The organism is Flagellimonas cixiensis (genome assembly GCF_042134615.1).
Classification (GTDB): domain Bacteria; phylum Bacteroidota; class Bacteroidia; order Flavobacteriales; family Flavobacteriaceae; genus Flagellimonas; species Flagellimonas cixiensis.
Window position 1 is genome coordinate 2,566,468 of the sequence record NZ_CP169639.1, and the last position, 26,412, is coordinate 2,592,879.

Genomic DNA, 26,412 nt, shown 5'->3' on the forward strand with positions numbered 1-26,412 from the left:
TCACTAATTTCTTTCCAAAACAATGGAGGAAGCACCACCACCACCATTACAAATGGCAGCTGCTCCCAGTTTGGCATTGTTTTGTTCCAACACGTTCAATAAAGTTATGGTGATTCTGGCACCGGAACATCCTAATGGGTGTCCTAAGGATACCGCTCCACCGTTTACGTTCACGTTGGAATCGTTTAAACCTAGAATTTTCATGTTGGCCAATCCCACAACAGAGAAAGCTTCATTAAACTCAAAATAATCGATATCGTCAATGGATACCCCAGCTCTATCTAGGGCTTTTGGCAAGGCCTTGGCGGGAGCGGTGGTGAACCATTCTGGTTCATGGGCCGCATCGGCATATCCTTTTATGGTCGCAAGGGGTTTTATCCCCAATTCGTTGGCTTTCTCCTCGCTCATCAATACCACAGCTGCAGCACCATCATTTATGGTGGAGGCATTTGCCGCGGTTACGGTGCCTTCTTTGGTAAAAGCGGGACGTAAGGAAGGAACTTTTTCCAGTTTCACGTTCTTATATTCCTCATCTTCACGCACTACAACAGGTTCTCCTCTTCGTTGAGGCACTTCAACAGGAACTACCTCGTTCTCAAATTTACCGGCATTCCAGGCATCGGCAGACCTTTGGTACGATTGAATGGCGTAAGCATCTTGGTCTTCCCGGCTAAATTCATATTTTGAGGCGCAAGCATCGGCGCAAACACCCATGGCGTTTTGGTCGTATGCATCCACTAAACCATCTTTTTGCATGCCATCCAGCAATGTGGTAGGTCCAAATTTGGTTCCAGTTCGCATATATGCATAGTGCGGTATTAAACTCATATTTTCCATTCCGCCGGCCACAACAATGGAGTTTTCGCCAAGAGCAATGGATTGGGCGGCTTGCATAATTGTTTTCATGCCCGAAGAGCAAACTTTGTTCACAGTGGTACAGGGAACAGTATTGGGGATACCTGCATAAATTGCGGCTTGTCTAGCTGGTGCTTGACCGGTTCCAGCTTGCACTACATTGCCCATCAGCACCTCTTCGACCAATTCGGGTTTTAGACCAATTTTATCTAAAGCACCCTTAATGGCAACGGCACCCAATTTTGGGGCAGGAACCGTGGAAAGGGAACCCATAAAGCTACCTATGGGAGTTCTGGCAGCTGAAACAATGACGACTTTTTTCATATGTGCATTTTAACTCTTGCGAAAATACTAAATTTAAATGCAAAGCGGTAAGCGAATTCGGCAACCCGCTTCTTATATATATTTTCTATTTTTGAGCTTAACACTTTAACAGTATGGGAAAAACATTGGACAACGTCTACAAACACCAATCATTGGTTTATAAGTACTTCCTATACGTGGTTACCGTGGCCCTTATTGTCTTCTTTTTTCCGAAAGAAGGAAAGTTTAAGTATGAGTTTCAAAAAGGGAAACCTTGGCAATATGAAAACTTGTATGCCCCTATTGATTTTTCAATCAAAAAAACACAAGAGGAAATAGAGGAGGAGCAATCCTCCATCCGAACCAATAAAACGGATTACTACACTTTTGATGCAACCGTAGTGGCCAATGTAAAAAAGGTGGTAGGCGAGTCGTTAAATTCTATTTTGCAAACCAGTGCCTATAATCCACAACAGCGTTCGGAACTTATCAACCTCTCGCAAACGGTTGTTGATGTGGTGTATGCGGATGGTGTTTTTCAGGAAATACCACAATCCAAAGCCATTGCGGTGGTAAAAAACAATGAGGCACAACCTCTTTCCCCTTCCAATTTTTTGGATTTGGACAAGGCCAAGCTTTTAGTGACCGAAACACTTTCACAGGCCAATGTAATCGGTTCTTCGGCATTAGGTTCCGTAATTCAGAATAGCTTGGTTCCTAATTTATTCTATAATGAATCGCTTACGGAAAGCGCCTTGAACGACCAACTTTCCAAAATTTCATATACCCGTGGGGAAGTATTGCAGGGAAAACTCATCATCGCTAAGGGGAATATTGTAGAGGCCGAGGATTTTAAAGTATTGAGCTCTTTAAAGGATGAATACGAATCAGAACTTTGGATGGGCAGTAATTACTATTTTATCCTGTTGGGGTATACCATTTTGGTGGCTCTTGTTTTGATTATGTTGTTTCTCTTTCTGAAAAGATACCGAGACGAGATTTTTAATAACAACAACAAGGTTACCTTCATATTTTTCAACATCCTATTGATGGTTTTGGCTACTACCTTAATGGTGAAGCATTACGAAAATTATATTTATGTGGTGCCTTTGTGCATTCTTCCCCTGGTGCTCAAAAACTTTTTCGATGCGCGTTTGGGGTTGTTTGTACATGTGCTTACCGTTCTGATTTTAGGTTTTGTGGTACCCAATAGCTTTGAGTATATCTTTTTGCAGATCATTGCGGGTATCGTTACCATTTTAACGGCATCTGAGTTGTATAAGAGGGCCAATCTATTTATTTCGGTAGGACAGATCACCTTAATTTATATTATTGGTTATTTCGCCTTTCATGCCATTCACGAAGGGAATTTGGAAAATATTGAATGGGAATTGTTTGGTGTTTTTGTGATCAATGGATTATTGACTCTTTTTGCCCAACCATTGATTTATATGTTTGAAAAGGTTTTTGGTTTGGTTTCCGATGTCTCATTGTTGGAATTGTCCGACACCAATTCCAAATTATTGAAACAACTTTCAGATAAAGCACCGGGAACGTTTCATCATTCCTTACAAGTGGCAAATCTGGCAGAGGCCGCAGCCAACGAAATTGGTGCCAATGCGATGTTGGTGCGGGTAGGGGCACTTTACCATGATATCGGAAAGATGGAACATCCGACCTATTTTACCGAAAATCAGATTACCAATGTGAACCCACATGATGATCTTCCGCCCAAAGAGAGCGCAAAGATTATAATTGATCACGTGATCAACGGTATTGAAATAGCCAGAAAAAACAATATTCCAGACCGAATCATAGATTTTATTAGAACACACCACGGCACAACTACGGTGTATTACTTTTTTAAAAAACAACAGGAGCTGGATAAGGAGGTCGATGCGGTCGATTTTAGCTATCCAGGGCCCATTCCGTTTTCGAAGGAAACTGCAATTCTTATGATGTCCGATGCAGTGGAAGCAGCTTCCAAGAGTTTAAAGAATCCAACCTTTGCCATTATCGACGAATTTGTGGAGAAGATTGTTAAGGGCCAAATGCAGGCCAATCAGTTTTTAAATGCGAATATTACCCTAAAAGAAATCGAGATGGTGAAGAAAGTGCTCAAACTTAAACTTACCAACATCTATCACTTGCGAGTGGAATATCCTGAATAGCAAGTTATTGGTAGAAAAGCGATAAAAAAGTTGAAAAATAGTTGCGATCTAACATCTGAAAAGGTACATTTGCATCCGCATTTTCAGAATGCACGTTCATAAATAGAATTAGGAGAGGTGCCGGAGTGGTAACGGAGCAGATTGCTAATCTGTCAGCGCGTAAGTGCTGCCTGGGTTCGAGTCCCAGTCTCTCCGCTTTTTCCAAAATTTTCGGGGTGTAGCGTAGCCCGGTTATCGCGCCTGCTTTGGGAGCAGGAGGTCGCAGGTTCGAATCCTGCCACCCCGACTTGAAAATCAAAAGGTTACAGCTTTTTTAAGTTGTAACCTTTTTTTATTTGCATACAATTTGCATACAAAATATATAGTTTGAAAACTATTGGAAAAGTAGTGGGATTAATTTCTTTAAAAGTTTTTCCATTTTAATTGTCATTCAACTGTGCCATTATAGAATTTCACGATTTTATACTTTATCGAACTTGAAATATCTCCTTTTAACTCATCCAGTTTGTTTTCCAAATCAGATATATTTTCTAAAATTTTAATGCTTTCAGTCTCATATTCTTTGAATAAACTCTCAAAATCCGCTTCTCCAGTCAATAGTATTTCAGGTATTGGTAAATTCTTGATAGTCGGTTGAGCAATATTTTTTTGACAAGCACCAGAAGCCATTGCTGTCAAATATTTTTGAACGTCAAAAAGGTTTATGTAGTTTGCGATTACATCAGCAGAATATCCATCCATTATTTTGGAAGTAATTACAAAACCAGAAGCAACGTAAGTTTTTTCGTCAAAATTAAATGATGGATGATTGGTAGATAATGCAACACCAATTGTGCCTGACCTTGTTGTTAAAACTGTATTTTCAGATAATTCGTTGAAATTACTTAAATCCTTTACTTCGTCTGTTAGAAAGTTTTGGTTTTTGTCAATCAAACCATATTCTTTAATTTGAGAAACTGAAAGGTATAGAATGTCCGTTTCTTCCATAGAGTAAAAGTCAGTTTTTACATTCATACCGTTTTGAACTTTGTCAAGAACCGAACCTAATGAAACCCATACAACATCTTCATTAGAGAAAAAATTATCAGCTAATTTTATGTTGTGCCTAAAGTGTGTGTCGCATCTAATAGGTGAAAATGATGTCAAATATTCTACAGAGTTTTTTTCAAGTATTATTGCCATATGTCTAAATCTTTAATTTTACCCAAAACAGTTTCCTTATCATCATTATCAACCTTGTGCCAACTGTGAGAGTATTTGATATTATATATTCTTTTGTCCTTTTCATCATAGACTGAAATAAGCTCGTTAGGTTTATCTTTCGAGCCTTTTTTTCCTGCTTTATAACCTATTTCGTCTACAGAAAAATTGTAAAATTCTATTTTCTGTTTTGATGCAACTTTATGTAGGGTCCAACGGTCTTTTAGGTTGCTAAAAGTGTCTTTAATAGCTTTTTTTATTTTGTTGTAGTTCTCCTCATTAAAAATATAATCTTCTTCAAAAAACGGTAATATTACAAATCCAGCATCAAATTCTTTTAGACTATTTTCTTCAACAAGGTTTATAATATTTTTAATATTTTTCGATTCAGACTCTTTCTCTTTTTCAAAATTCACTTTTGCTTTTTGGGAAGGCAAAGCCTTTAATATTTTATTAGTCTTCTTTGTAAATTCATCACTAAATTTTGACCATAATTTAGAAAATTCCTTTTCTTCTTTTTCTGTCTTTTTAGAAGCGAATAGCAAACTTGTGTTTGTTGGTGTATGTGGTTGAAAAGTATGGCTTGGTAATGCCACAATAGCTTTGATATTGAAATGTTTATATAAGAAGAAACGCCCTTTTATATCATCTTCTACCGAAAAGAAACTTTCTGGTAGTACAACTCCAATTCTACCTTCAGGTTTTAGAAGTTGATACCATCTTTCAAGAAAATAAGCCTCTGATTTACCTTTTATAGTAAAGCTTTTTTGTACTTCACCTTTATTAATATTTACATTAAAAGGTGGATTGGAAACTATAAAATCGTATTTGTTTATTGATGGTTTCGAGTAGTAATCAGTTTTGTCAACGATATTAGAAGATAAAATATTGACGGCTCCGGTTACCTCCATTTTCGCAAAATCTTTGAAAGAACTTAAACCATCCGAATTGTAAATATTAGTACTACCATCTCCGTGTAATATTAGGTTAATTTGACAAGCTGTGGCAATTACAGGTTCATTGTCAACACCGTAAACGTAGTCGATAACCCATTTAAAAGAATTTTTATCTAAAACGTGTCTTTCAATAAAATCTTTAACATCTTCATCACCACCAGCTATTCTTTTATGATTTTCATTTATATACTTCTGAACATATTGCATATAATGGACAAGAAAAGTTCCCGTTCCACAACTTGGGTCTATTACAAAAGGTAATCTGTATCTATTATCCTCAACCGGCTTTTTTAACCTTGATTTTACAACTTCGTCAACTTCTAAAACAGATAGAATAAATAATACCACATTTGGATGTGTTAAAAACAAACCTTTGGTTTGTTTAAAGGCATCACGAATAACCATTTCGTAAAATTCACCTAGAATATCAACGTTTTTATACCTGTTTTTATGAAATGAAAAACCTTGAAGATATTCTACACATTTTGAAACTAAATAAGGTGAAAACTCATTAAAATCGATTCCTTTAATGTTGAACAGTTCAACACTTTTGTCTTTAGATAAATATTCTCTAAAAGCTCGTCTATAAAGTAAGTCAATATTATTAGCAAGTTCAGTTTCGGATTGAGGTTTTCCACCAATAAATTTTCTTTGGAAGCCATATGGTGTACCTAAATTAGTTTTTCGCTCATCATAAATTTTAGCTAACAATACTTTATTGAAATTTTCAAATTTCTTATTGTCTTCTAATGTACCTCCCCAAATGTAATCCCACAATTGTCGCCAAACTCTTTTTATCTGGTCAATTCCAAAATTGTCATTTAAATCTTTAATTTTTTTATCTAAATTTTCTTCATCACCCAATAGTTTTACATAAACGTCTTGTGCTATTGGTTTTTCGCCTGACTTGATTAAATCAATAAAATGAGGTGTTCTACCTTGCTTATCCCATTCTTTGTAAGTTTTTGCAATTTTAGTGTCAATACCAACACAGTTTAATGGGAAATGTTCTCTGTTAATAGGTACATCAACAGCCAAATGGAACAAATATTTAGCCTTACTGTATTTAACAACGTTTTCAAAAGGATCAAAGAGCTGTTTCTTTATAGATGAATCATCTGTACCTAAATAATTTTGGATTCTTTTAACCTCACAAAGTATTTCAATTTCTCCTTTATCATTTTTTATACAAATGTCCGTCTCAACCGCTCTTGCACCTTCATCACGTCTTCCTCCAATTGAAAAAGTGTTTTCTATTTCGATTGTTTCGGATTTATGACCATAAGTCAAGATTAAATGAAGAAGTATTAAAGCTCTTGTTATTTCTTCATCTCCAGGTTTTCCTGTAATTTTCTCATAACTTTTAATTTTGTTCGTATAAGACAAGGTGTCCCCTTCTTTATCGTAATTTACATAAACCTTTTTTGGGTCTAATTCCGCTATTGCATTATAGAACGCAATTCGTTCTTCTTCTGAAAATTTATCTAATGACATTTATTTTAGTTAGTTTCTTTCAATTAATAATTCTTCGACCTGACCATTTAATATTACTTTAATTCTGTGTAAGTCCTCAAAATTTGGATGTCTTCTGTTAGTATATTTGGGTTTATCGTATTGTAACTTTCCTAAACATTGTTAAGCTAAACATGTTCGGTTCATTTCAATATTAATTTTTCAATTAACTAAAGAATGGAACAGATTGGTGGAAATCATGAAATGAGAGAAAACAATCATTTTCTATAACCATAGGCTCTTATTTTTTATTTAAAATTTAGTAACTAACTAATTGAGCACTTAAGACAAATCGTTTTTATAATCATGTTAGTTTATTTGGTTAATGAATATTTGAGCCAATCTGATATTTTTAAATTTAATATAAGTTTGAAGTTGTTTCAATCTAGGTGTCATTTTCTAAACTTTTGTAACCTTAAACCTTTTAGGACATCGCTAAATTCATAAAAATTATCATTAATGTAGTCTGTTTCAGGAAAGGATAAGTTAAACCAAACTTTTATTCAAAGCGTTAATCATCTTCTCAATCCCTTTCGCCCAATATTTAAATTTAAATTCATCTGAATAGCTATCCCATTTATCTCGATGATCTATACTATTGTATAGTGAAAAAACGTCGGGGCTGTTTCTGTATATTCTAAATTCATCCGTCAAAGATTCGAACTCAATATTTGAATTCAAATTTTGAAATTCCTGACTTTTTAAAATTTAAAACAAAATCAACTCTTGTCGCATCGTCAAAAATTTCAATATTTATGTTTTTACTCAGAAAATCTTTTGTTTTTACTTCTTCGATATAGTCAAACATGAATTCATCTATAAATTTTTCATGTATAAATTTTTCAGTTTTAAAATGGTTGTTCAAAAATTCAGTTAGTGATTCTAAAAAGGTCTTTTTATGAAGACTAAACCTTTTAAAACTTTCAATTTTTGTTTCAGCGCTATCTAACATTAATTCTACTTCAGTTGTCAACTGATCTAAGAGTAGAGTATCATATAAATCAAATCCAATTCCTAACTCCCAATTATTTACCTGAGAATATTCATAAAGATTCATTGAGCTTAAAATACCTGAAGATTCATTAAGATAACACTTAGCATGGAGATTTTTAAGAAAGTAAAGGTTAAGGTTTTTGAGTCCCTTTAATTTATCCTTTTGTTCTCTCTTTAGCTCTTCTTTCCCATAAACTAAAATAATTTTGACACCTTTTTTATCAGCTTGGGAAAGTCTACTCATTAATGGAGTTGTAATTTTTAAGTATGGTGTTACAATTACTATATGTTCTTCAGCTTCTGAAATTACTTGTTCTATGCTATTAGAGGATTCTATAGCACTTAATATTTTTGACATAAATTGGTTTGAATTGTTTTATTTTGGCTTTTAAATTTTACAATATTTTCAGCTATTTTCTTTTTAACTCGTCAAGGGTTTTCCCTGTTTTGGTTTTCCATTCTAGCCACCCGTTAGCGTTTCTTCCCAATACCTGTGAAGCAGCAGCACTAGGAGAACTAAATAAGTGATCATCTTGAAATATAAATACATCTCCTTCCTTGATAATGACTTCAGTATCTAGAAGCTTGTCCCTAAGATTTATAACCGTTGAACTTGCTGTTGGTGTAAGTTTTAAATTGGCTTTTCCTCCCTTGTAGACTACAAAGCCGTCATCTTGGTACTCTCCCTCAGCAAAAGCATTTTTTCCTTTGCAAAAGAAATGTTCTTCTTGGGTAGTTTCCTTTTTGATAGACTCAAATAGAGTAAAACCTAAGGTTGAAAGTAAAATCTTTATAGTATCAAAATTATCAAGTAAATCTGCTTCTAAAGTTTCAGGGACTTTAAATCTTCTAGGACTAGATCCATTTTCTAAATTATACCGATTTGCTTCGTATGCTTTTGATATAGCTAATTGTTCTAAATATTCGATGTGGGTTTGAGTGAAACTTTCTGTTTTAGAAACAATTAGAACTGCATAATTCCAGAAGTCTTTTTTCTGGTCATGTGTTCTAATTCTATCTAAACAATTTCTGGATTGGCCTATATAAACAATTGGCTTTGAACTTCCCTCAGAATCTCCAAACAAGAAATATACACCCGGTCTCATTACTTCAAGTCTTTTTGCCGCTTCATTCATTTTATTCCTAGGAATAAATACTGCTTGTTCAATATTACTCGTTATTTCAGCAAGTTTTATTCCTCTCGGAGTTCCATCAGTTAAAAAAACTTGTATCGTTTTACCTCTCATCTTTCATTTTTCTTAGTCATGAAAATGCACATTTAAGTTTTCACGCATTAGCGAAATGAAAAACAGAGAAAATCAGACTATTTATAAAACTATTGAAATTTGAGTTTTTAGTTTCCTCTTGTGCTTTTTTGGAAACAATAAATTTATGAGACCTGTGCATTGCTTTAAAATTCAATTAATTATGGTTCTATTGATTTTTTAATGGTACTGTTTTACCAATATATTTAAAATAAGTCTTTTTGATTTTAACTTTTGAAAAGTATGAAATCTGGTTAAATGTAGGAATTTTCTAAATGAATAAGAGTTGAAACAATGAAACGATTTTAAGGCTCTTTGAGGCTATTTTACATGGTTAAACGAGTAAAATTTGCAGGGAATCTCAAAACTTCGGGAAATCGCTTGTTTTTGTCCTTAGAAATGACCCGTGGTGTTTGCTGGTAAAATAACTTTAGATAGTTACCCCGAATTCTGGTCAGCCCGAAACTTGGGAAAATATCCCAACTAATTATTTTTCCTTTCAAAATCTCCCCCCGCAAAAAGACGGGGAGTATTGAAAGGGAAAATAATCCACAAAACCGATTTCGGTTTTGTGATTAGAACCCAAAATTTTGGGAGTAGTCCCAGACCCTTTTTTTACCACCTCAAATAATGTTGTTAAAATTTCTCCAAGCCCGTCCAAAGTAACACGGGCTGGCGAATTGCGTTTACGCAAGGTTTTTTTGCGTAAAACACACATAGTCAGTTTATTATGAAAATTTGTTAATATTTGATTTTTGGCTTAAGCCAAATCTCTGGGAACCCTTGATTTTACTGGTGTTCCCAGAGGAAATTATGTAACTAATTGATGGACAGTAGTGTTAGGTGTAAAACATTGATAATCAAAAAGATAGTAATTTATTGAAAATCAATTTATTACATTTTTAAAATTCAATGTAAATTGTAATAAAAAATTGCTGAATCTTGTTAGAATTGTTTTTATTGGTCAATCGAAACATAAACTTTTTCGATTCCGAGTTCTTGCCATTTTCCATTTCTGAATTCTGGTCTTGATCTCAAATTACCTAAAACTCCAGAACTCTCTTGAAAGCGATATGCATTCCAAACTTTATTCTTTGTTGTACCATTCTTATAAAAGACCTTTATGTAAGCTGTTTTTGTGATTAAAAGTCTACGCCTAAAATCAGATTCTAAGGGAGGGTTTAATTCAATTGGTAAAATGCTTTTCGAGAAATCCTTTATTCTCGTTTCGTAATAAGGTTTATTGGAAAAGTCAGATTGGATTGTTTCCGATTTATTATTTTTAATTTCGATTTTTAAATCTTTCAGTACTGACTCAATTAATTCCCTATCATATAGGTTTAAAAAGTCCTGTTTAATTAATTCAGCTAATTTTCCTTGGTATTCTTCAGACAGAATTTTCTTGGTCAAATTTTTATGTTCTACTTTTCGATTTATCTTTTTAAGTGCAGTCAAAGTAAACGATTTCAGTATATCTACATTATAACTTTCCTTGCTGAACAACTCTACGAATTTTCGTCCTTTTTCACTGTCTTCTGTAAAGCGGATGGATTCAAGTAAAACAGGGTCATCTTGGTTTATGAGGTCTCCGTCATAAAAAACTTGAATACCCTGACCAATTAAAATTCCATATTCAAGTTTTACTTGGCGCATATAGGAAAAGAGTTGACGCTGGTAGTTTGAATTTATTGGAACATTCGGGAGTTTAACTTCTATTACAATTATCCTTTTGTCATTGGATTTAATAATGAAGTCAGGTCTTAACTTGTCTTTAACTGAACCAAATTGAAGAGATTGTTCTTTTTCAATTTCACCTTTGTATTCTTTCCAATCTAAAATTCTTAATGCTTGAATGACCTTTTTTTTAAATTCCGTTTCGCTTAAATCCGATGGGAAATTTTTGTCAGATAAAAGAAAGCATATTTCATTCCATTTTTCGTTGTCCATTATTAGTTTTATTGCTTTAATTACAAGACCATGTTTAATTATTGCATGGGTTCAGATTAATCTTTTCGGGCCTTTAATTTGAGCTGATATAGGCGTCAATAATCCTATTTTGATTTAAATTTGTCAAGTCGGTTTTGAGCTTTTTCAAGTATTTCTTTGTCAAACAATATATGATATTTTTGTTTGAGTATAATACTTTCTATAGACAGGTCAAGTCTATTGATATCGAAAAGTTTGATAAGTCCTGAATGTAACTTTTCTGTTCCCTCCTTGACAAGTCTATTTGCAGCACCAATCGCTCCATAATTGTAAATTTGAGTTAGAATAATTTCCTTGTTAATTTTTGCTCCATCTTTTACGGCCTTATTGACAGAATTAATTAACTCTTGATGCAACTCGTCTTCAATCTTTAAAAACTCCTCTTCTTTTGTTTCTGCTGTTAAATTGTCATTGCTTAGTAATTTTTGTTTGTCGTAGTCGGTCACAATTTTTTTTAAATTACTGAAGCGTATGCTAAATTGCTTTATGAGTTGACTGTCTTCACTTTGAATAATATACTCATGATTGTAATATTCTGCTGAATTAGTCCAGTTGTAGGAACCTGCAATAAGTTTAGCGTTATCAAAAATTGCAAACTTATCATGTAGAAACTTGCTTCTTTTAGTAGGTACGATAAATACTTGTCCTCCATTTTCAATAAACTTTTGGTAATCCAGTGTTTGATTTTGAAAATGATCACTAATTAATATCTCAACTTTACAACCCTCTATCAGTTTATCAGTAAGCTGACCAAGTAGGTCTTTACTTGTAAGCCATGCAACTGCAACTACTATATTTTCTTTCGATTGGTTTATATTTTTCTCAATCTTATTTTTAATATTATTGAATGATGCTATAGCCATAAATATATTTTTTATATGTGGATAGATTAAATGAGGTAGTACATTATTCGATTGTCACATGAGATTTAGTTACCCAAAATAGTTTGATGCCAAGTTTTTTCAACGCTGGGTAAATTATTTCAATTACTTTTCTATGTTCTTTGTTATCTGGTAAGGCAATTCCAGCTTTTGTTTTTTTTCCAGCTGGTTCACTAGAAATTACTTTCATTGTAGCCCATAAAGCTAATCCTATATGTGACTTTACTTGACTCCTATTAAATGGTTGTCCATAGCGACTTGATGTTTTTAATGCACTAGTTTCTCCCTTTGCTTCTATATACAGCTTTTCGTTTTGTGACTCTGCTATTAAGTCAATACCTTGTTGATTTGTTGTTAAGCGTTGCTTGATTAAATAACCTCTAGATTCGAGAAAGTCAGCAACTTTTTCAACTATTTCATTTTCTGTTAACATTTTATAGAATAGACGATAAATTGATAAGATTATTATTCAATTTGAATTCAAACATTGAGGATTCTAAACAAAGACTTTCATTGTTAATTAATTTCTGACTTTTTTAATCAATCCTAATTTTGAAATAGTATATGAGTTATTTTCAAAGAGAGATTTCATAATAAGCCAAATTTCATCAACAATGTTAAATTGTCTTGACTTGTGAATATTTTTTAATTCAAGTTCACCGATTAAAGTGAAACCTTTTATTTTGAATATTTCTTTGTTGTTACAGATAAGATTTGCATTTTCCAATGCATAATATTTTTTAATTTTTTTACCAGGTTCCACTTTTTGTAACTTTTCTTTAAATGACAGAAGGTAACTATTAAGGGCGACTTCCTTGCCGTTTTGGAGTCTAATTACAATTTGAGTGGTACCTGTTAAATTTGATTTTTGATTCATGTCGACAAAATCAAAGTCGATATTTAAAATTTTTGGGGTACTTTGATTTATTTTAATATTCAGAGTCAATTCACCTATTAGAAAGCTTTTTTCCTTATTCTCAACTATTTGTTCATCTGTTTCTATTTCTTTGAGTTCAATGAGACCTATATTTTTATGTTTGGCAAATGATATTCCGTCTTCTGTAAACCCTCTTTTTGAAACTATTACGCCTTTATGAATGTTCGTGTCGTCTATAATTGAAACAACTTTCATGACAACATCTTTGTTTATCTTTTTCTCCCAGTACTTACATTCAACTGCTGTCAAATAATCGTGAATTCCATCAGAATGACTCGTCAAAACGTCTACTTGGTGGAGGACGCCTGATTTTCCTTTTAATTTGAAATTTTTTCCATAACCAATTACTTTTACCCCAGATGCTCTTCCTAACTCTTCATATATATACTTGGTTATATTTTCATATTCTTCCCAATTCATTTTATTGAATTCAAAACTGAAATAAAGTAAAAAGCTTCTTCCCTCTTTTATGAAAGGATAATGTTTAGTTTCTTTTTGTGCATTGGAAAATTGTCACTTTTCGGTGAGGCACAAACTAAATTTATCGAAGAGTTAAATTAAGTTCAAACTCATTATAATCAACTCCAACATCCAACCAATTGTTGATTCCTGCAGCGTTTTTTGTCATTTGAGTAAAATCTAACTTCGATTTTTTCCCGTTTCTAAATGTAACTTTATTTCCGTTAAGCTTCAAGTCAATACTTTCCAAAATCTCCTTTGGCCTAAAATCTTCACATAGGTAAGTTTTCATTGGGTCAATTGTATCTACAATTCCCAAAATGTATAAAAGCGGAAAGTCTTTGAATTGAATTGGTTTAAAGTCGTTTGTTAAACTGCCAAGATTATATTTTTTATAGAGATTAACGTCTTTCTTTTTTGGTAACCAAATATTATGCACTGCTATTGCAGTGCCAACTTGAGCATACTGTTCATCAAGTTCCTTTCCCCAAAACAAGGTCGCATTCTTGCTGAGATTTTTTTTTCGTCGGTTTTTTATTAACCTGTCATACAAATATACCCCAGCAAAAATTCCATGGTCAATTTTATTACCTTCAAATAACCTGTATTTGAAATAATGATCAATTACGGAAAAAAGTACATTACTTATTTCTTTCGGTTGAGTTTCAAGCAGACAATTCTCAATTGAATATTTTTTTTTTAGATCTTCCAAACTGTTAATTCCAATAATCGCCTTTTTATCATTTTCCAATTCGAAACCAAAATCGTGAAACAAACAAGACAAAAACCATAAAAAAGTGAATCGCCTGTATTCTGCAGTATTTAAATTTTCAAAAAAGTCGCTATGTAAATTTGTCTTGTTGTAAATCAAAACACCCAAAAAGAATATTGAATTAGTGTGTTTCGTTCTGTTGTTGTTCAGGTCCTTATTAGGAAGGTAATTTAAGAAGTTTAAAACACTATTTTTTCCAGAGCGTTTAAAATAATCTTTTACAAATTGTTTATGAGAAAGTCGACTTGTAAACGGATTTTGTAATTCTCGATTTTCAATTTCAGAGTAGTAGTCCCACTCTATTTGATCCAATTCCGAAATTTGCTGTTTAATAGATTTCATTTTTTTTGTGTTGGTTCCAACGTTCTCGGCTATGACTAGATATAGGAGTTAGTAATTAACTAGTAAGTACACCAAGCTGACACGAGAGTTGAGAAATGGCTCAAGCAAAACTCGAGAGGGTTTTCAGCAGTAGGCGAAAATTTGCAATTTCATTTAGCCATCATTGTTAGCTGTAGTTTTTATACTTCGACAGTTTCTAAAAAACTTAATTCTTCTGGGTATTTTTTCAAATCCTTAACTGTTTTCTTACCCTTTTTGAATTTTCTATTACTTACATAAACTGATTTCAAATCAGCCCATTCGTTTTTTATGATTTCTATTTCTCGAGTTCTTTTTTGGTCAGTCATATGAGTATTCAAAATCAGTTCGATGCTATGTCTCATTTTTTCATAATTAAAACCTATTCGCTTATGATTTTCTGCTTTTTCACTAGGTTTTAAAAATGTTTGAAGACCAGTTAGAATTGCTACAATTAAAAGTGTTGATGGTAATAAATAATCTTGAACCCAAGGTATCTCAAGCTTTGGAAATCTATAAGAAAATGCGACAATTGTAGAAATAATAAAAGCACTAATACCAATCCATTTTTCAAAAGTTGACCAAAATATTGATTGATAACAATGTGCATATTCTAACTGATGAATTTTTCTCATCCAATCCAATAACATTCTTTTTAGGCTCTCATCCATTATTATAATTGAGTATTTATTTTATTCAATAATTCCGTTGGGTCTATAATCATTTTTCGATTAATCTCCGATTCTGTAATATGCTTGGGTCCAATTACAATAGATTTATCTAATCCATTTTTACCAGTAAAGGAAAAAAATGTAGCTGAAGGGAAAGGTGAATTTGTATGACCTGATTTATGTAATTTTCCAGCTTCAATTTTATAGCCCCCATTCCCGAAATGTACTTCTTCTGAAGTTTGGTAAAGTTCTATATCAATTTTTTCATTCACAGCTTTAGATGTGTGTTGATTCACTTCATTTAATGATTTGTTATATACTACTTTAAAAAAAGAGTGGTTAGAATTCTCTGAATTAATATTGTAGTCAAACCTATTATTAATTATTCTACCTGTTATTACCCAACTTTCTGCAAAAAATGTATGTGTATGAATTGAGAAGTTCTCACATTTTTCTAAATCCATATATTGATTTAAGGAATCGTCCCAGATGTGTAATCTAATGAAATCGAAATTTTCTAAAGATTCATCAAATTTATACAGCGGTATTGATAAAAAACCTTGTGAACCGATTGATGAAATGGTATATTTTATTGGAATAATTTGAATTGATTTTGAAATTAATTCCCAAACGGACTTTACATCTAAATTTAGCTTGTTATCTCTACAGTAAATTATTTCTCTAATTCCGATTAATCTATAAACCATAGATTTTACATAAATATCTGCCTGCTTATTGATGATACTTTTAAGTTGATCAATCGGGACTATTTTTGAATCTGTAAAGATTAGTTTACAAATATCAATTTCGGACTTTATAACACTTTTGAATTCCTCGCCATAACATTTGAGTAATGGTTCATAAAAAGTCTTAAATTCAGATTCATTAATATTTTTACTTTGATTCATCAATTAATTAGTTTTGAGTTAGTAGCAAATTACGCTAACGCTCAGTTTATGTAAAGTAGGCGAGTACGTAGTATTATTTTTTAATTAAAGCATAAACTTTGAAACGAACCAATAGCCTTGATTTCATTATTATTTCGCCTATTCTTTTGCATTGTTAGCAGCTGTTATTCTTGTTTATTTGGGTTTTTTAGGTTTCTGTCCGTTTCTCTGAAGAAACTTATAAAGTCGATTGTGTTGTTTAATTTCTTTTTTACATTTTCGGGCATATTGGTTAATTTAGTTTTAGATGCATACGTAAATAGACTTTTTATACTATTCGCTGTATTCCGAAATGAAACATCATTGTGGTCCCCTTTGATTGGTCTAAATACATGTTCATAATTTTCCCATTTTTAAATGGTACTTTATATAAACATATTTTTTGGTCGTAAATAAGGTCGTTAATTAAACTATCATCAACTTTTTCAATTGCCAATTCATCCAATAGGCAACCAGCATATTCAATATTGTCAGACTTTAAGTAAGCGCTCACAAGTCCTTTTCCTATTAATGAGTAATTATAAAAATCAATTCCTTTTTCGTTTTTTATAGTAATTGGATTAAAGTCAATTTCCCCATAAGTTAAACAACCTCTTAATGGGAAAGTCGCCTGTAAACTTCTCCAATAAAACGAGTAGCAAACTTCGACTAAATCCTTAAAGTCTTCTTCACCATCATTATTTGTCCAAAAGATAATACTGTCAGAAACGTGTAGACAATTTACTTTTTGATTTTTCAAATCAGGGACAATCATTCCTGAATTTATCTGGATATATTTTTCTCCACTTATTGCAGTTTGAGAATCTCTTAATAAGTGATTAAACAAACCCTTAGCTTCGTCCAATTCATTGTTGTAAATAAATTCTTTGAATCCTAAAACATCGAAAAATGCTATAAATGTTTTCATTCTGTGCGGATTTTAACTTGTTTATAGAAACGTAAAACACCTATCAATAACTCCAAAATAGGAATAATATCGATGTAATGGACTACTTTCTATATGTAAGTTATTTCCATCAAGGATAAACTGCACTACGTAAAATCGTAAAAAAGCCGTAAATGAAGCGTAATCGATTGTTGGTAATTGCCGCTGTTTTACAAGACAAAGGGATGGAAGGAAAACCAACATTTGAACAGTTACCGATTGCTGTTGCTCATTTAATGAAAGAAGTAAGGGAAATCAAACAAATGATCTATGAGCTGAACAATGGTTCTTCAAAGCAAACCTCCGAATGGATGACCCTTGACCAACTAATAGAATATGACCCTGAAAAAAGGAAGAAATCCACTTGGTACAAAATGGTGTCAGAAAGTAGGGTTCCATACCATAAAAAGGGAAAACGTCTTTTATTCCTTAAATCGGAAATAGACAAGTGGTTATTGGATGGAAAGGTAAACACCCTAGAAGAGTGCTTGGATTCTGCCAATGACTATCTCATAAAGAAAGCCTGATTAAAGTGAATCGAAATATTGAGGTTTCTTTTGCTTCTTAAAATTATCAAACCTATCTTCCCTATACTGGTAAAAGGCACTTGTGTAAAGTTCAAAGAGGCTTTTTGGAATGGTATGGCTTGGGTACAGTTCCGAGAACAATGACTTAAAAGCCCAAATAATATTCCCCTTTGAGGTATGAACCATTAAAATTGGTTTATTTATTTCTGGCACTTTAAAACCGTTGGATAAATAATGGTGAATCCACCCTACAAATCTTTCATAGTCATCCTCGTTTAAAATGTGCTTATGCTTTCTTGGGTCAACTTGTTCCATGAACCCAAATTTCCTTTTGATGTGGTTCATCAGACCGTTTTCATTTTCGTTTATTTTGCGTTTTTCTCGAATTAAATTTAAGTATAAGGATTGAAGGTTTTCGTGGATTGGGGTTTTTGAAAGGTCAAGCCCTGTATTTGCAAAAACTTGATAAAAATTCTCCAATAGGAAATCATAATGACCATCGATTTTTTCACCACATACCATTTTTTGTTTTTGCCATTGTTCCAACTCCTTTTTGGTTTTGGAAATGCCACGTTTTATTTCATCTGACCTCAATTGATAATCGATAGGGGTGAAGGGCAAGAGGTAATCAATATAGATTTTCATTATCCTTTGACCAATTGCCGACATATAAACTATATGCTTAGAAAGGTGGATGTCACCAATATCTTTTGAATATATCAATCTTTCCTTTTTCCATTTTTTAAAAATGGCCTCTAATTTATAGGGAGCTTTTTCCTTAAAAGAGTCCAAATCTATTATGGAATCCTCTATTGCAATTACGTTTTGTCCCATAAAGTCTATTCGAAGTTCATTATTTGGTCAGCAAATTCCTTTTTGGTGCTATCGTCAAAGCCTGCAAAATATGCTTTTGTGGTTTCCATACTAGAATGCCCAAGACTTTCTTGAACAAATTCCATGGATCCCCCTTTTCGGATAATGGAAGTTGCAAAACTGTGCCTTGCCCAATATGTAGATATTATAGGAAGGTCATTGTCGGAGCAAATCTTCTTGATGTGTTGGTTAATAAATCGAGTGAAATTCTTGATTTTATTATGTTTTTTAATTGGGTCATCAATACCAGCTAAAATTGGAAATACCAAATCTTCAGGATCCAAAGATTTACCTCTATGTTTTTTGATAATATCCTTAGCAAAACTGTTTAGATAAACGGTTATTTTTTTTAGATTTCCTTTTGAAGTTGAAAATGTTTTAGCCCTATAAAAGGTAATCTTATCATCTTCAATGTCCTTATTTTTCAATAATAGCATATCCTTTATGTTTATACCATTACAGGCAAAGGAAAAAAACCAGAAATCTTTTGCTTTTTCTTCATAAGGAGATTGAGGTTTAGCCTCAAAAAGCAACTTTAATTGTACTTTCGTTAATGCCTTTTTCTTATTGGAGACCTTGGGAAGGAGATATTTTCCTTTTCCAAATGGGAAATATCCTGGTTCAATCTCTTTTTCTTCAATGGCTCTATTAAAAATTGTTTTTAAGGTTCTAAGGTAAATACTGACTGTTGTAAGGCTCTTCCCTTGATCAAGCATAAAATATTCATACCTGTTAAGCCAATTTATGTTTACCTCAAAAAGACTCAATTCTTCAATATTCTTTTTCTCGGAATCACAGAATTTTCCAATTGATTTTAATGCCAGGCCATAGTTATTGGATGTATTAATTTTATCTATGGCAAGTAGTTCATTAATTCGTTCATTATATAAATAGGAAACATTGGTGCCATCGCTTCTTTTCCTGAATAGCTTTTTCTCGAATAATTCAAAGTCAAAAGGTTCCAATTCATTGGCAACAGACCATGCATTTTGTTCAATTGCCTGTAATAGCTGTTTGGTCTGTTTGTATTTTGCTCTTGGCCGTAATGTTTCCCAAATGGATGAAAATTCCTCTTCGGAAAATTCAAATCGAGTAGGATAAAGTTTTTGTTTTCTTGGTGCACTGGTGAAGACCCTTAATTTGACGGGAAACTTGCCATTTTTTTTCATTCTTCTTTTATCAAGGACCATCGAAATACTATTATCCACTAATATTTTTGACATATCTACTTAATTAAAAATTTGCATACAATTTGCATACAAAGTCTACAAATAAAGGTAAAAAAGGTGATAATAAAAACAAATAAAAAATTTTTATTTAGCTGTATATCAGGTATATACATGATGTATCTAAATATCGGAAAACAACGTAGTTATACTTTGGGAGCAGGAGGTCGCAGGTTCGAATCCTGCCACCCCGACTAGCTGAAAATCAGCACTTTAAGTCAGTTTAGAGATTGTTCTAGGTTGACTTTTCTGCTTCTACTTACTTCATTTTCGGTTAATTATGTGTATAATTTAGTCGGATTTTAATCAGATGTACACAGTCAAGTTTTATTTAGATAATACTTCCAACACAAAAAAGGGTCATCCAATACCGCACGTACAGATTGGCTTAATTCCCATATTCGTCATAGATCATATTGTAGGCTTTAAGTTCTTTCCCTAAAATATTCTAAATAAGCACCCCACCCTTCGGCAAATACACGGTGTTAAAACAGTTTTTGAATGTTGGACCTTTTTACCAAGTCGTTGAGTGTGGTCTGATAATGATACCCTGGTATTGTCTTGTGAAAGAAAAGTCAGGCTACTTTTCTTGTATTGAATGATCTATCGATTTAATAATAGAATGTATTTGGTTGAAATCAAATCCTTGCCTTTTTCCACGTTGAAAAAAACCGGTCTTCGGTTAATCAAATGTTCCTTTATCCCAAATCCACCAAACTCTGAAGTATCGCAATCCATGGGAAAACAATCGAAATATCCGGCCGGCACTTAGTTGGAGCATGTGGCCCGTTTAGGTGATTTAGGAAAAAATACTTTAAAAAAAGCATGGGTTTATTAAGGTTTAAAGATTTTTTTATAATTTGTTAACGTTTTTTGGTATTATTTTAATTGGTTTTTTATTCCATCAAGGAAATAAAAACGACTTTCCTTTATAGAAATGATTCTTTTAAGATTGTTTCTTACAGATTGGCACTTTTTCGTTTAAGACGAAAGTTGTTCCACTTTATGGAACTGGAACAACTGGAACTTGTTGAATGAAGCAATGTCTGGCTTATTGACAGAATGAATTAAATGTTGATGGCCACATACTTAAAAGAAAGGCGAAATATGGACCAGAAAAACTTTGATAATGAAACTTTCCTCATTGAGCAATTGAAAAAAGGCTCTAAAGATGCTTATGGTCATTTATTTAAGTTGTACCATAGGGAACTTTGTAATTATATGACCGCAATTTCTGGAAATCCGAGGGTTGCCGAAGATATTGCCCAACAAACCTTTATCAAGATATGGGACAATAGAAAAAAACTGTTCGTGTCCAAGGACAAGTTAAAACGGTATTTGTTCAAAGTGGCCTATAACTTATTTGTTGACGCCCAAAGAAAACGCAAAAAAGAATTCCAATTGTTGGAAAACCTTAAACAGGAAGCTTACCTGGACATTGCCGAAGCCGATACTTCCCTATTTGAAGAGCGACTCCAAAAAGTGGAGAAGGAAATTGATAACCTGCCCGAAAAATGTAAAAAAGTCTTTATAATGAATAAAAAAGAAGGGCTTAAATACAAGGAGATTTCCGAACAACTTCACATTTCAATCAAAACCGTTGAGGTCCATATGGCCAAGGCCATGAAGCGCCTTAGAGCTCAATTAACTTCTTTCCTATGATACTTTTGGCATCCGTAGCAAAGCGTACCCATTGAATGGGTAATTCAATCAATGGGCCCCGCAATAGGGATTATATCAATACAAATGTTAAAAAAATAATTATTTGTAGGGGTTTTTTGGAAAATCTGCGTCTCTTTTAAAAAGTGACAATAGTTTTCAAATGACCAAAATCGATATCAGAAGAATAATTACCCGGTATATCAACCAAGAAGCTTCACAGGAAGAATTGGGCATTTTATACGAATGGGTAAAAAAAGAGGGCAACAAGGAAGTATTCAAAAAATTGATTCAAGCTGATTTCTTGGTCAACTACGAAGATAAATCCTGGGAAACCGAGGAGGCTTTTGAATCTTTCCTGTACACGATCAAGCACAAGGGGTCCAGCAAAGTAAGAGCTTTGTACCCTGTGGAACAAGTATGGAAATATGCTGCTGTGATTATGGTGGTCATCGGTTCCTCATTGTACTTTTTACTGTCTCAAAATCCTTTTGGGGATATTCCGGTAAAAGTGGACCCCAAACACATCACCCTTCAATTGGAGAACGGTGAGGTATTGTCCATTGATCCAGAATCCGATGCCACCTTTAAGTCCAAAAACGGAAATACGGTCGTATCGCTCAACAAAGGGGTGCTGTCCCAAAATGAGGCCCAAGTTGAACAAGGGAAAGTGCAGAAGAACACTATAAGCGTGCCTTATGGCACAACGCTTTCCGTAACACTGCAGGATGGTTCGGTGGTCATGCTGAACTCTGGTTCAAGTTTGACCTATCCTTCAAGTTTTGCCCCAATGGATACTAGGGAGGTTGTGCTCAACGGTGAGGCCTTTTTTGAAATAACCAAAAATCCAGATAAACCTTTTATCGTTAAGACAGAGACCATGTATACCCAAGTTTTTGGAACGGTATTCAATGTGTCTGCCTATCAGGAGGATGGGACGAGCCAAGTGGTGTTGGTGGAAGGTTCCGTAGGGGTAGGGAAAACCAATCAAGGATTGAACGCCAAAGATCTTCAAATGTTACAACCCCATCAGAAAGCACTTCATGTTCCAGGGGAGGATGTGGATTTCATAGTCGAAGATGTAGATGTTTCATCCTATATCTCGTGGACCAAGGGAATCTTGGCTTTTGAAAATGAATCCATGGGACAAATCATTAAAAGGCTACAGCGTCAATACGATATCGCCATAGTGAATGAATTTGACGCATTGAAGGAACGCAGGTTTACAGGAATGTTTGATGAGGAGAGTATAGATAATGTGCTCAGAACCATTCAAGCACACACGCATTTTGACTATGAAATAGAAGGGGATACGATAACCATTAAAAAAACCAGTAAAAAATAGTGCCTATGAGATAAAAAACCAATGGACCAAAAAACGATTACTAACTAGACTAAATTAATTATGAAAAAAACCAAAACAAAAGGTGACAAAGTACCACGGCTCGGGCAAAGATTAATCCATGTATTTTTCCTGCTCTTTATGCTTGGTCATGTCAATGCCGCCTCATGTGCGCAATATGATAAAGTGGCAATGGGATTTGATAATATCAGATTGGGCGATGTCTTTGAATCCGTTACAGAGTCAACAGGCTACAAATTTTTTTATGAAGCTTCAGAGGTCGATATTGACCGAAAGGTGACCTTGAATGCCAATGATTTGTGTGTGGAAGATTTTTTAAGGCAACTTTTTAAGGACACAGACCTGTCCTTTGAGATTATCGATAGACAAATCGTAATAAAAAAGAAGGAGAAAACCCTTCCAAGTTTGGTGCCTCAAAAAAAGATAAACGCAGAGAATCCCCAATCTACTTTAACCGGGACTGTTTTGGATGGTGCGGGAATTCCACTTGCTGGGGCTACCATTATCGCCAAGGGAACCAGTGTGGGGGCCACAACCGATTTCGATGGGAATTTTGAGATCAACATGCCTTCAGGCGTAACGGTGATCAGGGTTACCTATATCGGTTTCAAGGCCAAGGAAGTTGATGTGGCCGGACAATCCGCTGTTACAGTTCGCTTGGAACAAGATGCGGCCGCCTTGGAAGAGGTTGTTGTCGTGGGCTATGGTACCTTGGCAAAGAAAAAAGTGACGGGATCCGTTGTTTCAATTACCCCGGAGACCATTACCGAAGTACCATCCTTATCACCAGAAAGTGCCCTTATTGGTCAAGTGACAGGGGTACAGGTACAGGAAGTGTCTGGTGAGCCTGGGGCTGCACCGAATATTCGAGTTAGGGGTTCCGGGTCTATTTCTGCAGGAAACGATCCCTTGTTCGTAGTCGACGGGATACCCATTTCCCGCAATCTAACCTCTTCCAGTCAATTGGGAGGTGTGGCAAGTCAGAGAGCAAGCTTTCAGCCTCCAACAATTAACCCTTTGGCGACGTTGAACCCCAATGATATCGAATCTATTCAAGTATTAAAGGATGCAAGTGCAGCCGCAATTTACGGTTCACGAGGGGGTAATGGTGTTCTTTTGATAACCACTAAAAAAGGCTCTAATAGTGACGAAGGCGTTTTTTCCTTTGATTCTTTTGTAAGTGTTCAATCAGTGGCCAACAAGTTGGATCTGATGAACGCCGGGGAACTGATCGATTTTACACGGGATGCCAGGAACAATGCCTATTTGCAGGACGTGGACGGAGCATCTGTCGATGATCCCATCGGTCCTGGTGATAGAGGTAATGCAAATTATGAGTTACCTGAATCCTTTATCAATTGGGATGGAACCGATACCGATTGGCAAGATGTAATTTTTAAGACCGGAATAGTGCAGAGCTACAATTTTTCATATGCCTCCCCAGTTAGAAATAGAACCAGTTTTTATGCCTCCACAGGCTACTTTTCCCAAACAGGGATTATTGACAAGGCCAAGTTTGAACGGTACTCGGTATTGTTGAACGTGAATTCCCAATTATCTGAAAAATTGAATCTGGATGTACGATTGGCTCCTACCGTTACCGAAAACCAAAGGGTTCCAGCAAACGCACCGTATTTTGGAACACCTCCTGGAATCGTTTATTCCGCCATCGTTCATTCACCTACGGTCAACCCTTATAATCCGGATGGAACCATTAACCAGTTGAACAACCAATCGTATTTGGGCGGTGGAACCACTACGGCCAGTAACCCATTGGCCATCATTGAAGCTGTTGATGATCAGATATTCCAATTTCAAACAAGGGGCAACCTGGCACTGACATACGATATTCTTCCAGAATTGCGCTTTAAGACTTTTGGTGGCGTTTACATTAACTTATACAACCAAGACTTTTATAGAGCCAGCACATTATTGTATCGTAATTCAGCCGATGGCAATCCCTACGGACAAGCTTCTTCTTCTACAGAGACAAACTGGTTATGGGAAAATACCTTGAATTGGACCAAGGAATTTGGCGACCATTATATTGATGCCGTAGCAGGGTATACAGCCCAAAAGGACAATGTGCACCTTAAGCAGGTATTGGCCAATAATTATCCCGATGACCTCGTACCGACCGTTAGCGGTGGACAGGTATATGGAGGTACTGCCATTAAAGAACAATGGTCCCTGTTGTCCAGCCTGTTTAGGGTAAATTACAGTTACAAGGATAAATACTTGTTTACGGGAACTTTCCGTTCGGATAAATCCTCACGATTTGGTAAAAATAACCAAACGGGCTATTTCCCTTCCCTATCTTTAGGTTGGAGGTTGAACGAAGAGGATTTTTTGGCAGATTCCGAAACGATATCCGAACTTAAATTACGTGTGAGTTGGGGGCAGACGGGAAACTTTGAGATCCCAAATTATGGTGCCGTGGGTCTTTTATCCCCTCAGAACTATAACCTTGGAGGAAACCAGATCAACGGTCTTGTGCAAAGCACGATTCCAAACCCAAACCTTACTTGGGAAAAATCGGAACAGATAGATGCCGGTATTGAACTTGGATTGTTCAATAACAGGGTTTTTCTGTTGGCAGATTATTATGATACCAAAACAAAGGATTTGTTGCTTAACGTTGCCATTTCTTCAGTTTCCGGTTTTGAGACTACGCTAAGAAACTTGGGGGAAGTACAAAATAGAGGTTTTGAATTGGCCTTGAGTACCAAGAATTTTGTTGGGGAAGATTTTACCTGGAACACGGATATCAATTTCTCCACCAATAAGAACGAAGTACTTTCGTTGAACGAGAGCAATGAACCGATCTACTCATCCGGAAGCGCCGGTGTACGACACGTGACCAGGGTTGGTGACCCAATTGGTAGTTACTATGGGTATGTGGTCGATGGGGTGTATCAGTCCCAAGAAGAGATTGATAACGCACCCTTAGATACACAGGCACCCAATCCTGCACCAGGCGATTTTAGATTCAAGGATATCGATGGTGATGGTGAGATAACCCCTGACGATAGAACGGTTACGGGAAGTTATTTTCCTGACTTTAACTGGGGGGTCAACAACCGATTGACCTTTAAGAACATCGATTTTAGTTTCTTGATCCAAGGTGTGGAGGGGAACGAGATCCTGAACCTAACCTCTAGACACATGAAGAATGGTGAGGCGAATTTTAATTCCTATGCCGTATTTAATGATCGTTGGAGGTCGGCCTCCGAACCTGGCAACGGATCTGTGCCAAGAGCGGACAGGGTCTCCGGAAACCACGGAAACAATAATAGGCCTTCCTCTTTTCAAGTGGAGGATGGTTCTTATGTGCGTTTGAGAAATGTGACCTTGGGTTACACTTTGCCGACCGATACGTTATTTGGAAGCAACATTCAGAGACTTAGGTTCTATGTTACGGGAACAAACCTCTTTACCATTACCGATTACCTCGGTTACAATCCAGAGGTTAGTAGCATTACCACGAATAGTTTAACCCCCGGGGAAGACTATGGAGCATTTCCATTGGCTAAATCCTTCACCTTGGGCGTCAACCTAAAGTTCTAACCTA

The 26,412-nt window shown here is 34.8% G+C and carries 20 protein-coding genes and 2 tRNA genes; 7 read left to right on the forward strand and 15 right to left on the reverse strand.

All coding sequences use genetic code 11. The annotated features are described in order from the left end of the window. Positions 1-3: 3 nt before the first annotated feature. On the reverse strand, positions 4-1,179 hold the full coding sequence (locus ABT310_RS11565; RefSeq protein ID WP_375324040.1) for an acetyl-CoA C-acyltransferase: 1,176 nt from the start codon (positions 1,177-1,179) through the stop codon (positions 4-6). Between the two features lie 113 nt (positions 1,180-1,292). Here ABT310_RS11565 and ABT310_RS11570 point away from each other — a divergent pair, with 113 nt between their 5' ends. The 3 genes from ABT310_RS11570 to ABT310_RS11580 all read left to right on the forward strand — a co-directional run bounded on the left by ABT310_RS11570 (position 1,293) and on the right by ABT310_RS11580 (position 3,615). Continuing rightward, complete coding sequence (locus tag ABT310_RS11570; protein WP_375324041.1) at positions 1,293-3,329, forward strand: HD family phosphohydrolase; 2,037 nt, start codon at positions 1,293-1,295, stop codon at positions 3,327-3,329. A 111-nt stretch (positions 3,330-3,440) separates the two neighbouring features. Further along, positions 3,441-3,524: transfer RNA gene (locus ABT310_RS11575), tRNA-Ser, on the forward strand. Between the two features lie 16 nt (positions 3,525-3,540). Continuing rightward, positions 3,541-3,615: transfer RNA gene (locus ABT310_RS11580), tRNA-Pro, on the forward strand. 140 nt (positions 3,616-3,755) lie between these two features. Here ABT310_RS11580 and ABT310_RS11585 read toward each other — a convergent pair. The 12 genes from ABT310_RS11585 to ABT310_RS11640 all read right to left on the reverse strand — a co-directional run bounded on the left by ABT310_RS11585 (position 3,756) and on the right by ABT310_RS11640 (position 17,175). Continuing rightward, complete coding sequence (locus ABT310_RS11585; protein ID WP_375324042.1) at positions 3,756-4,511, reverse strand: restriction endonuclease subunit S; 756 nt, start codon at positions 4,509-4,511, stop codon at positions 3,756-3,758. Next, on the reverse strand, positions 4,502-6,979 hold the full coding sequence (locus ABT310_RS11590) for a class I SAM-dependent DNA methyltransferase (RefSeq protein ID WP_375324043.1): 2,478 nt from the start codon (positions 6,977-6,979) through the stop codon (positions 4,502-4,504). Before ABT310_RS11590 ends, ABT310_RS11585 begins: the two co-directional genes overlap by 10 nt. Before the next feature lie 682 nt (positions 6,980-7,661). After that, the gene (locus ABT310_RS11595; RefSeq protein ID WP_375324044.1) at positions 7,662-8,348 is read right to left on the reverse strand and encodes a phospholipase D-like domain-containing protein; all 687 of its coding nucleotides are present in this window, start codon (positions 8,346-8,348) and stop codon (positions 7,662-7,664) included. 52 nt (positions 8,349-8,400) lie between these two features. Next, positions 8,401-9,237, reverse strand: a complete 837-nt coding sequence (locus tag ABT310_RS11600; RefSeq protein WP_375324045.1) for a GIY-YIG nuclease family protein — start codon at positions 9,235-9,237, stop codon at positions 8,401-8,403. A gap of 975 nt (positions 9,238-10,212) precedes the next feature. Beyond that, complete coding sequence (locus tag ABT310_RS11605; protein ID WP_375324046.1) at positions 10,213-11,202, reverse strand: type I restriction enzyme HsdR N-terminal domain-containing protein; 990 nt, start codon at positions 11,200-11,202, stop codon at positions 10,213-10,215. 104 nt (positions 11,203-11,306) lie between these two features. Next, positions 11,307-12,104, reverse strand: coding sequence for a phospholipase D-like domain-containing protein (locus ABT310_RS11610; protein WP_375324047.1), 798 nt, complete (start codon positions 12,102-12,104; stop codon positions 11,307-11,309). Positions 12,105-12,147: 43 nt separating this feature from the next. Beyond that, the gene (locus tag ABT310_RS11615) at positions 12,148-12,555 is read right to left on the reverse strand and encodes a hypothetical protein (protein WP_375324048.1); all 408 of its coding nucleotides are present in this window, start codon (positions 12,553-12,555) and stop codon (positions 12,148-12,150) included. A gap of 87 nt (positions 12,556-12,642) precedes the next feature. Next, positions 12,643-13,479 carry a restriction endonuclease gene (locus tag ABT310_RS11620; RefSeq protein ID WP_375324049.1) on the reverse strand — a complete coding sequence of 279 codons (837 nt, stop codon included), beginning with the start codon at positions 13,477-13,479 and terminating at the stop codon, positions 12,643-12,645. Positions 13,480-13,600: 121 nt separating this feature from the next. After that, entirely contained in the window at positions 13,601-14,632 is a 1,032-nt protein-coding gene (locus tag ABT310_RS11625; RefSeq protein WP_375324050.1) for a hypothetical protein, read from the reverse strand. A 179-nt stretch (positions 14,633-14,811) separates the two neighbouring features. Beyond that, a complete protein-coding gene (locus ABT310_RS11630; RefSeq protein WP_375324051.1) occupies positions 14,812-15,321 on the reverse strand; it encodes an SLATT domain-containing protein in 510 nt (169 codons plus the stop codon). A 2-nt stretch (positions 15,322-15,323) separates the two neighbouring features. Further along, positions 15,324-16,229 carry a hypothetical protein gene (locus ABT310_RS11635; protein ID WP_375324052.1) on the reverse strand — a complete coding sequence of 302 codons (906 nt, stop codon included), beginning with the start codon at positions 16,227-16,229 and terminating at the stop codon, positions 15,324-15,326. A 307-nt stretch (positions 16,230-16,536) separates the two neighbouring features. After that, entirely contained in the window at positions 16,537-17,175 is a 639-nt protein-coding gene (locus ABT310_RS11640; RefSeq protein ID WP_375324053.1) for a hypothetical protein, read from the reverse strand. A 152-nt stretch (positions 17,176-17,327) separates the two neighbouring features. On the opposite strand from ABT310_RS11640, the gene ABT310_RS11645 reads away from it, so the two are divergent. Next, on the forward strand, positions 17,328-17,720 hold the full coding sequence (locus ABT310_RS11645) for a helix-turn-helix domain-containing protein (protein ID WP_375324054.1): 393 nt from the start codon (positions 17,328-17,330) through the stop codon (positions 17,718-17,720). On the opposite strand, the gene ABT310_RS11650 is transcribed toward ABT310_RS11645, so the two are convergent. Together ABT310_RS11650 and ABT310_RS11655 are read right to left on the reverse strand one after the other, a co-directional pair. Beyond that, positions 17,721-18,554, reverse strand: coding sequence for a hypothetical protein (locus ABT310_RS11650; protein WP_375324055.1), 834 nt, complete (start codon positions 18,552-18,554; stop codon positions 17,721-17,723). It abuts the gene before it with no gap. Between the two features lie 5 nt (positions 18,555-18,559). Further along, the gene (locus ABT310_RS11655) at positions 18,560-19,558 is read right to left on the reverse strand and encodes a tyrosine-type recombinase/integrase (RefSeq protein ID WP_375324056.1); all 999 of its coding nucleotides are present in this window, start codon (positions 19,556-19,558) and stop codon (positions 18,560-18,562) included. Positions 19,559-20,926: 1,368 nt separating this feature from the next. Here ABT310_RS11655 and ABT310_RS11660 point away from each other — a divergent pair. From ABT310_RS11660 to ABT310_RS11670, 3 genes are all read left to right on the forward strand, one after another. Beyond that, complete coding sequence (locus tag ABT310_RS11660) at positions 20,927-21,481, forward strand: RNA polymerase sigma factor (protein WP_375324057.1); 555 nt, start codon at positions 20,927-20,929, stop codon at positions 21,479-21,481. Between the two features lie 160 nt (positions 21,482-21,641). Beyond that, positions 21,642-22,823, forward strand: coding sequence for a FecR family protein (locus ABT310_RS11665; RefSeq protein ID WP_375324058.1), 1,182 nt, complete (start codon positions 21,642-21,644; stop codon positions 22,821-22,823). A 60-nt stretch (positions 22,824-22,883) separates the two neighbouring features. Continuing rightward, positions 22,884-26,408, forward strand: coding sequence for a TonB-dependent receptor (locus ABT310_RS11670; protein WP_375324059.1), 3,525 nt, complete (start codon positions 22,884-22,886; stop codon positions 26,406-26,408). Positions 26,409-26,412 lie beyond the last annotated feature (4 nt).

Excerpts from the sequence above, each read along its gene's own strand:
- ABT310_RS11565 (WP_375324040.1), bottom strand. The coding sequence starts at position 1,179 with ATGAAAAAAGTCGTCATTGTTTCAGCTGCCAGAACTCCCATAGGTAGC.
- ABT310_RS11570 (WP_375324041.1), top strand. The coding sequence starts at position 1,293 with ATGGGAAAAACATTGGACAACGTCTACAAACACCAATCATTGGTTTAT.
- ABT310_RS11585 (WP_375324042.1), bottom strand. The coding sequence starts at position 4,511 with ATGGCAATAATACTTGAAAAAAACTCTGTAGAATATTTGACATCATTT.
- ABT310_RS11590 (WP_375324043.1), bottom strand. The coding sequence starts at position 6,979 with ATGTCATTAGATAAATTTTCAGAAGAAGAACGAATTGCGTTCTATAAT.
- ABT310_RS11595 (WP_375324044.1), bottom strand. The coding sequence starts at position 8,348 with ATGTCAAAAATATTAAGTGCTATAGAATCCTCTAATAGCATAGAACAA.
- ABT310_RS11600 (WP_375324045.1), bottom strand. The coding sequence starts at position 9,237 with ATGAGAGGTAAAACGATACAAGTTTTTTTAACTGATGGAACTCCGAGA.
- ABT310_RS11605 (WP_375324046.1), bottom strand. The coding sequence starts at position 11,202 with ATGGACAACGAAAAATGGAATGAAATATGCTTTCTTTTATCTGACAAA.
- ABT310_RS11610 (WP_375324047.1), bottom strand. The coding sequence starts at position 12,104 with ATGGCTATAGCATCATTCAATAATATTAAAAATAAGATTGAGAAAAAT.
- ABT310_RS11615 (WP_375324048.1), bottom strand. The coding sequence starts at position 12,555 with ATGTTAACAGAAAATGAAATAGTTGAAAAAGTTGCTGACTTTCTCGAA.
- ABT310_RS11620 (WP_375324049.1), bottom strand. The coding sequence starts at position 13,479 with ATGAATTGGGAAGAATATGAAAATATAACCAAGTATATATATGAAGAG.
- ABT310_RS11625 (WP_375324050.1), bottom strand. The coding sequence starts at position 14,632 with ATGAAATCTATTAAACAGCAAATTTCGGAATTGGATCAAATAGAGTGG.
- ABT310_RS11630 (WP_375324051.1), bottom strand. The coding sequence starts at position 15,321 with ATGGATGAGAGCCTAAAAAGAATGTTATTGGATTGGATGAGAAAAATT.
- ABT310_RS11635 (WP_375324052.1), bottom strand. The coding sequence starts at position 16,229 with ATGAATCAAAGTAAAAATATTAATGAATCTGAATTTAAGACTTTTTAT.
- ABT310_RS11640 (WP_375324053.1), bottom strand. The coding sequence starts at position 17,175 with ATGAAAACATTTATAGCATTTTTCGATGTTTTAGGATTCAAAGAATTT.
- ABT310_RS11645 (WP_375324054.1), top strand. The coding sequence starts at position 17,328 with ATGAAGCGTAATCGATTGTTGGTAATTGCCGCTGTTTTACAAGACAAA.
- ABT310_RS11650 (WP_375324055.1), bottom strand. The coding sequence starts at position 18,554 with ATGGGACAAAACGTAATTGCAATAGAGGATTCCATAATAGATTTGGAC.
- ABT310_RS11660 (WP_375324057.1), top strand. The coding sequence starts at position 20,927 with ATGGACCAGAAAAACTTTGATAATGAAACTTTCCTCATTGAGCAATTG.
- ABT310_RS11665 (WP_375324058.1), top strand. The coding sequence starts at position 21,642 with ATGACCAAAATCGATATCAGAAGAATAATTACCCGGTATATCAACCAA.
- ABT310_RS11670 (WP_375324059.1), top strand. The coding sequence starts at position 22,884 with ATGAAAAAAACCAAAACAAAAGGTGACAAAGTACCACGGCTCGGGCAA.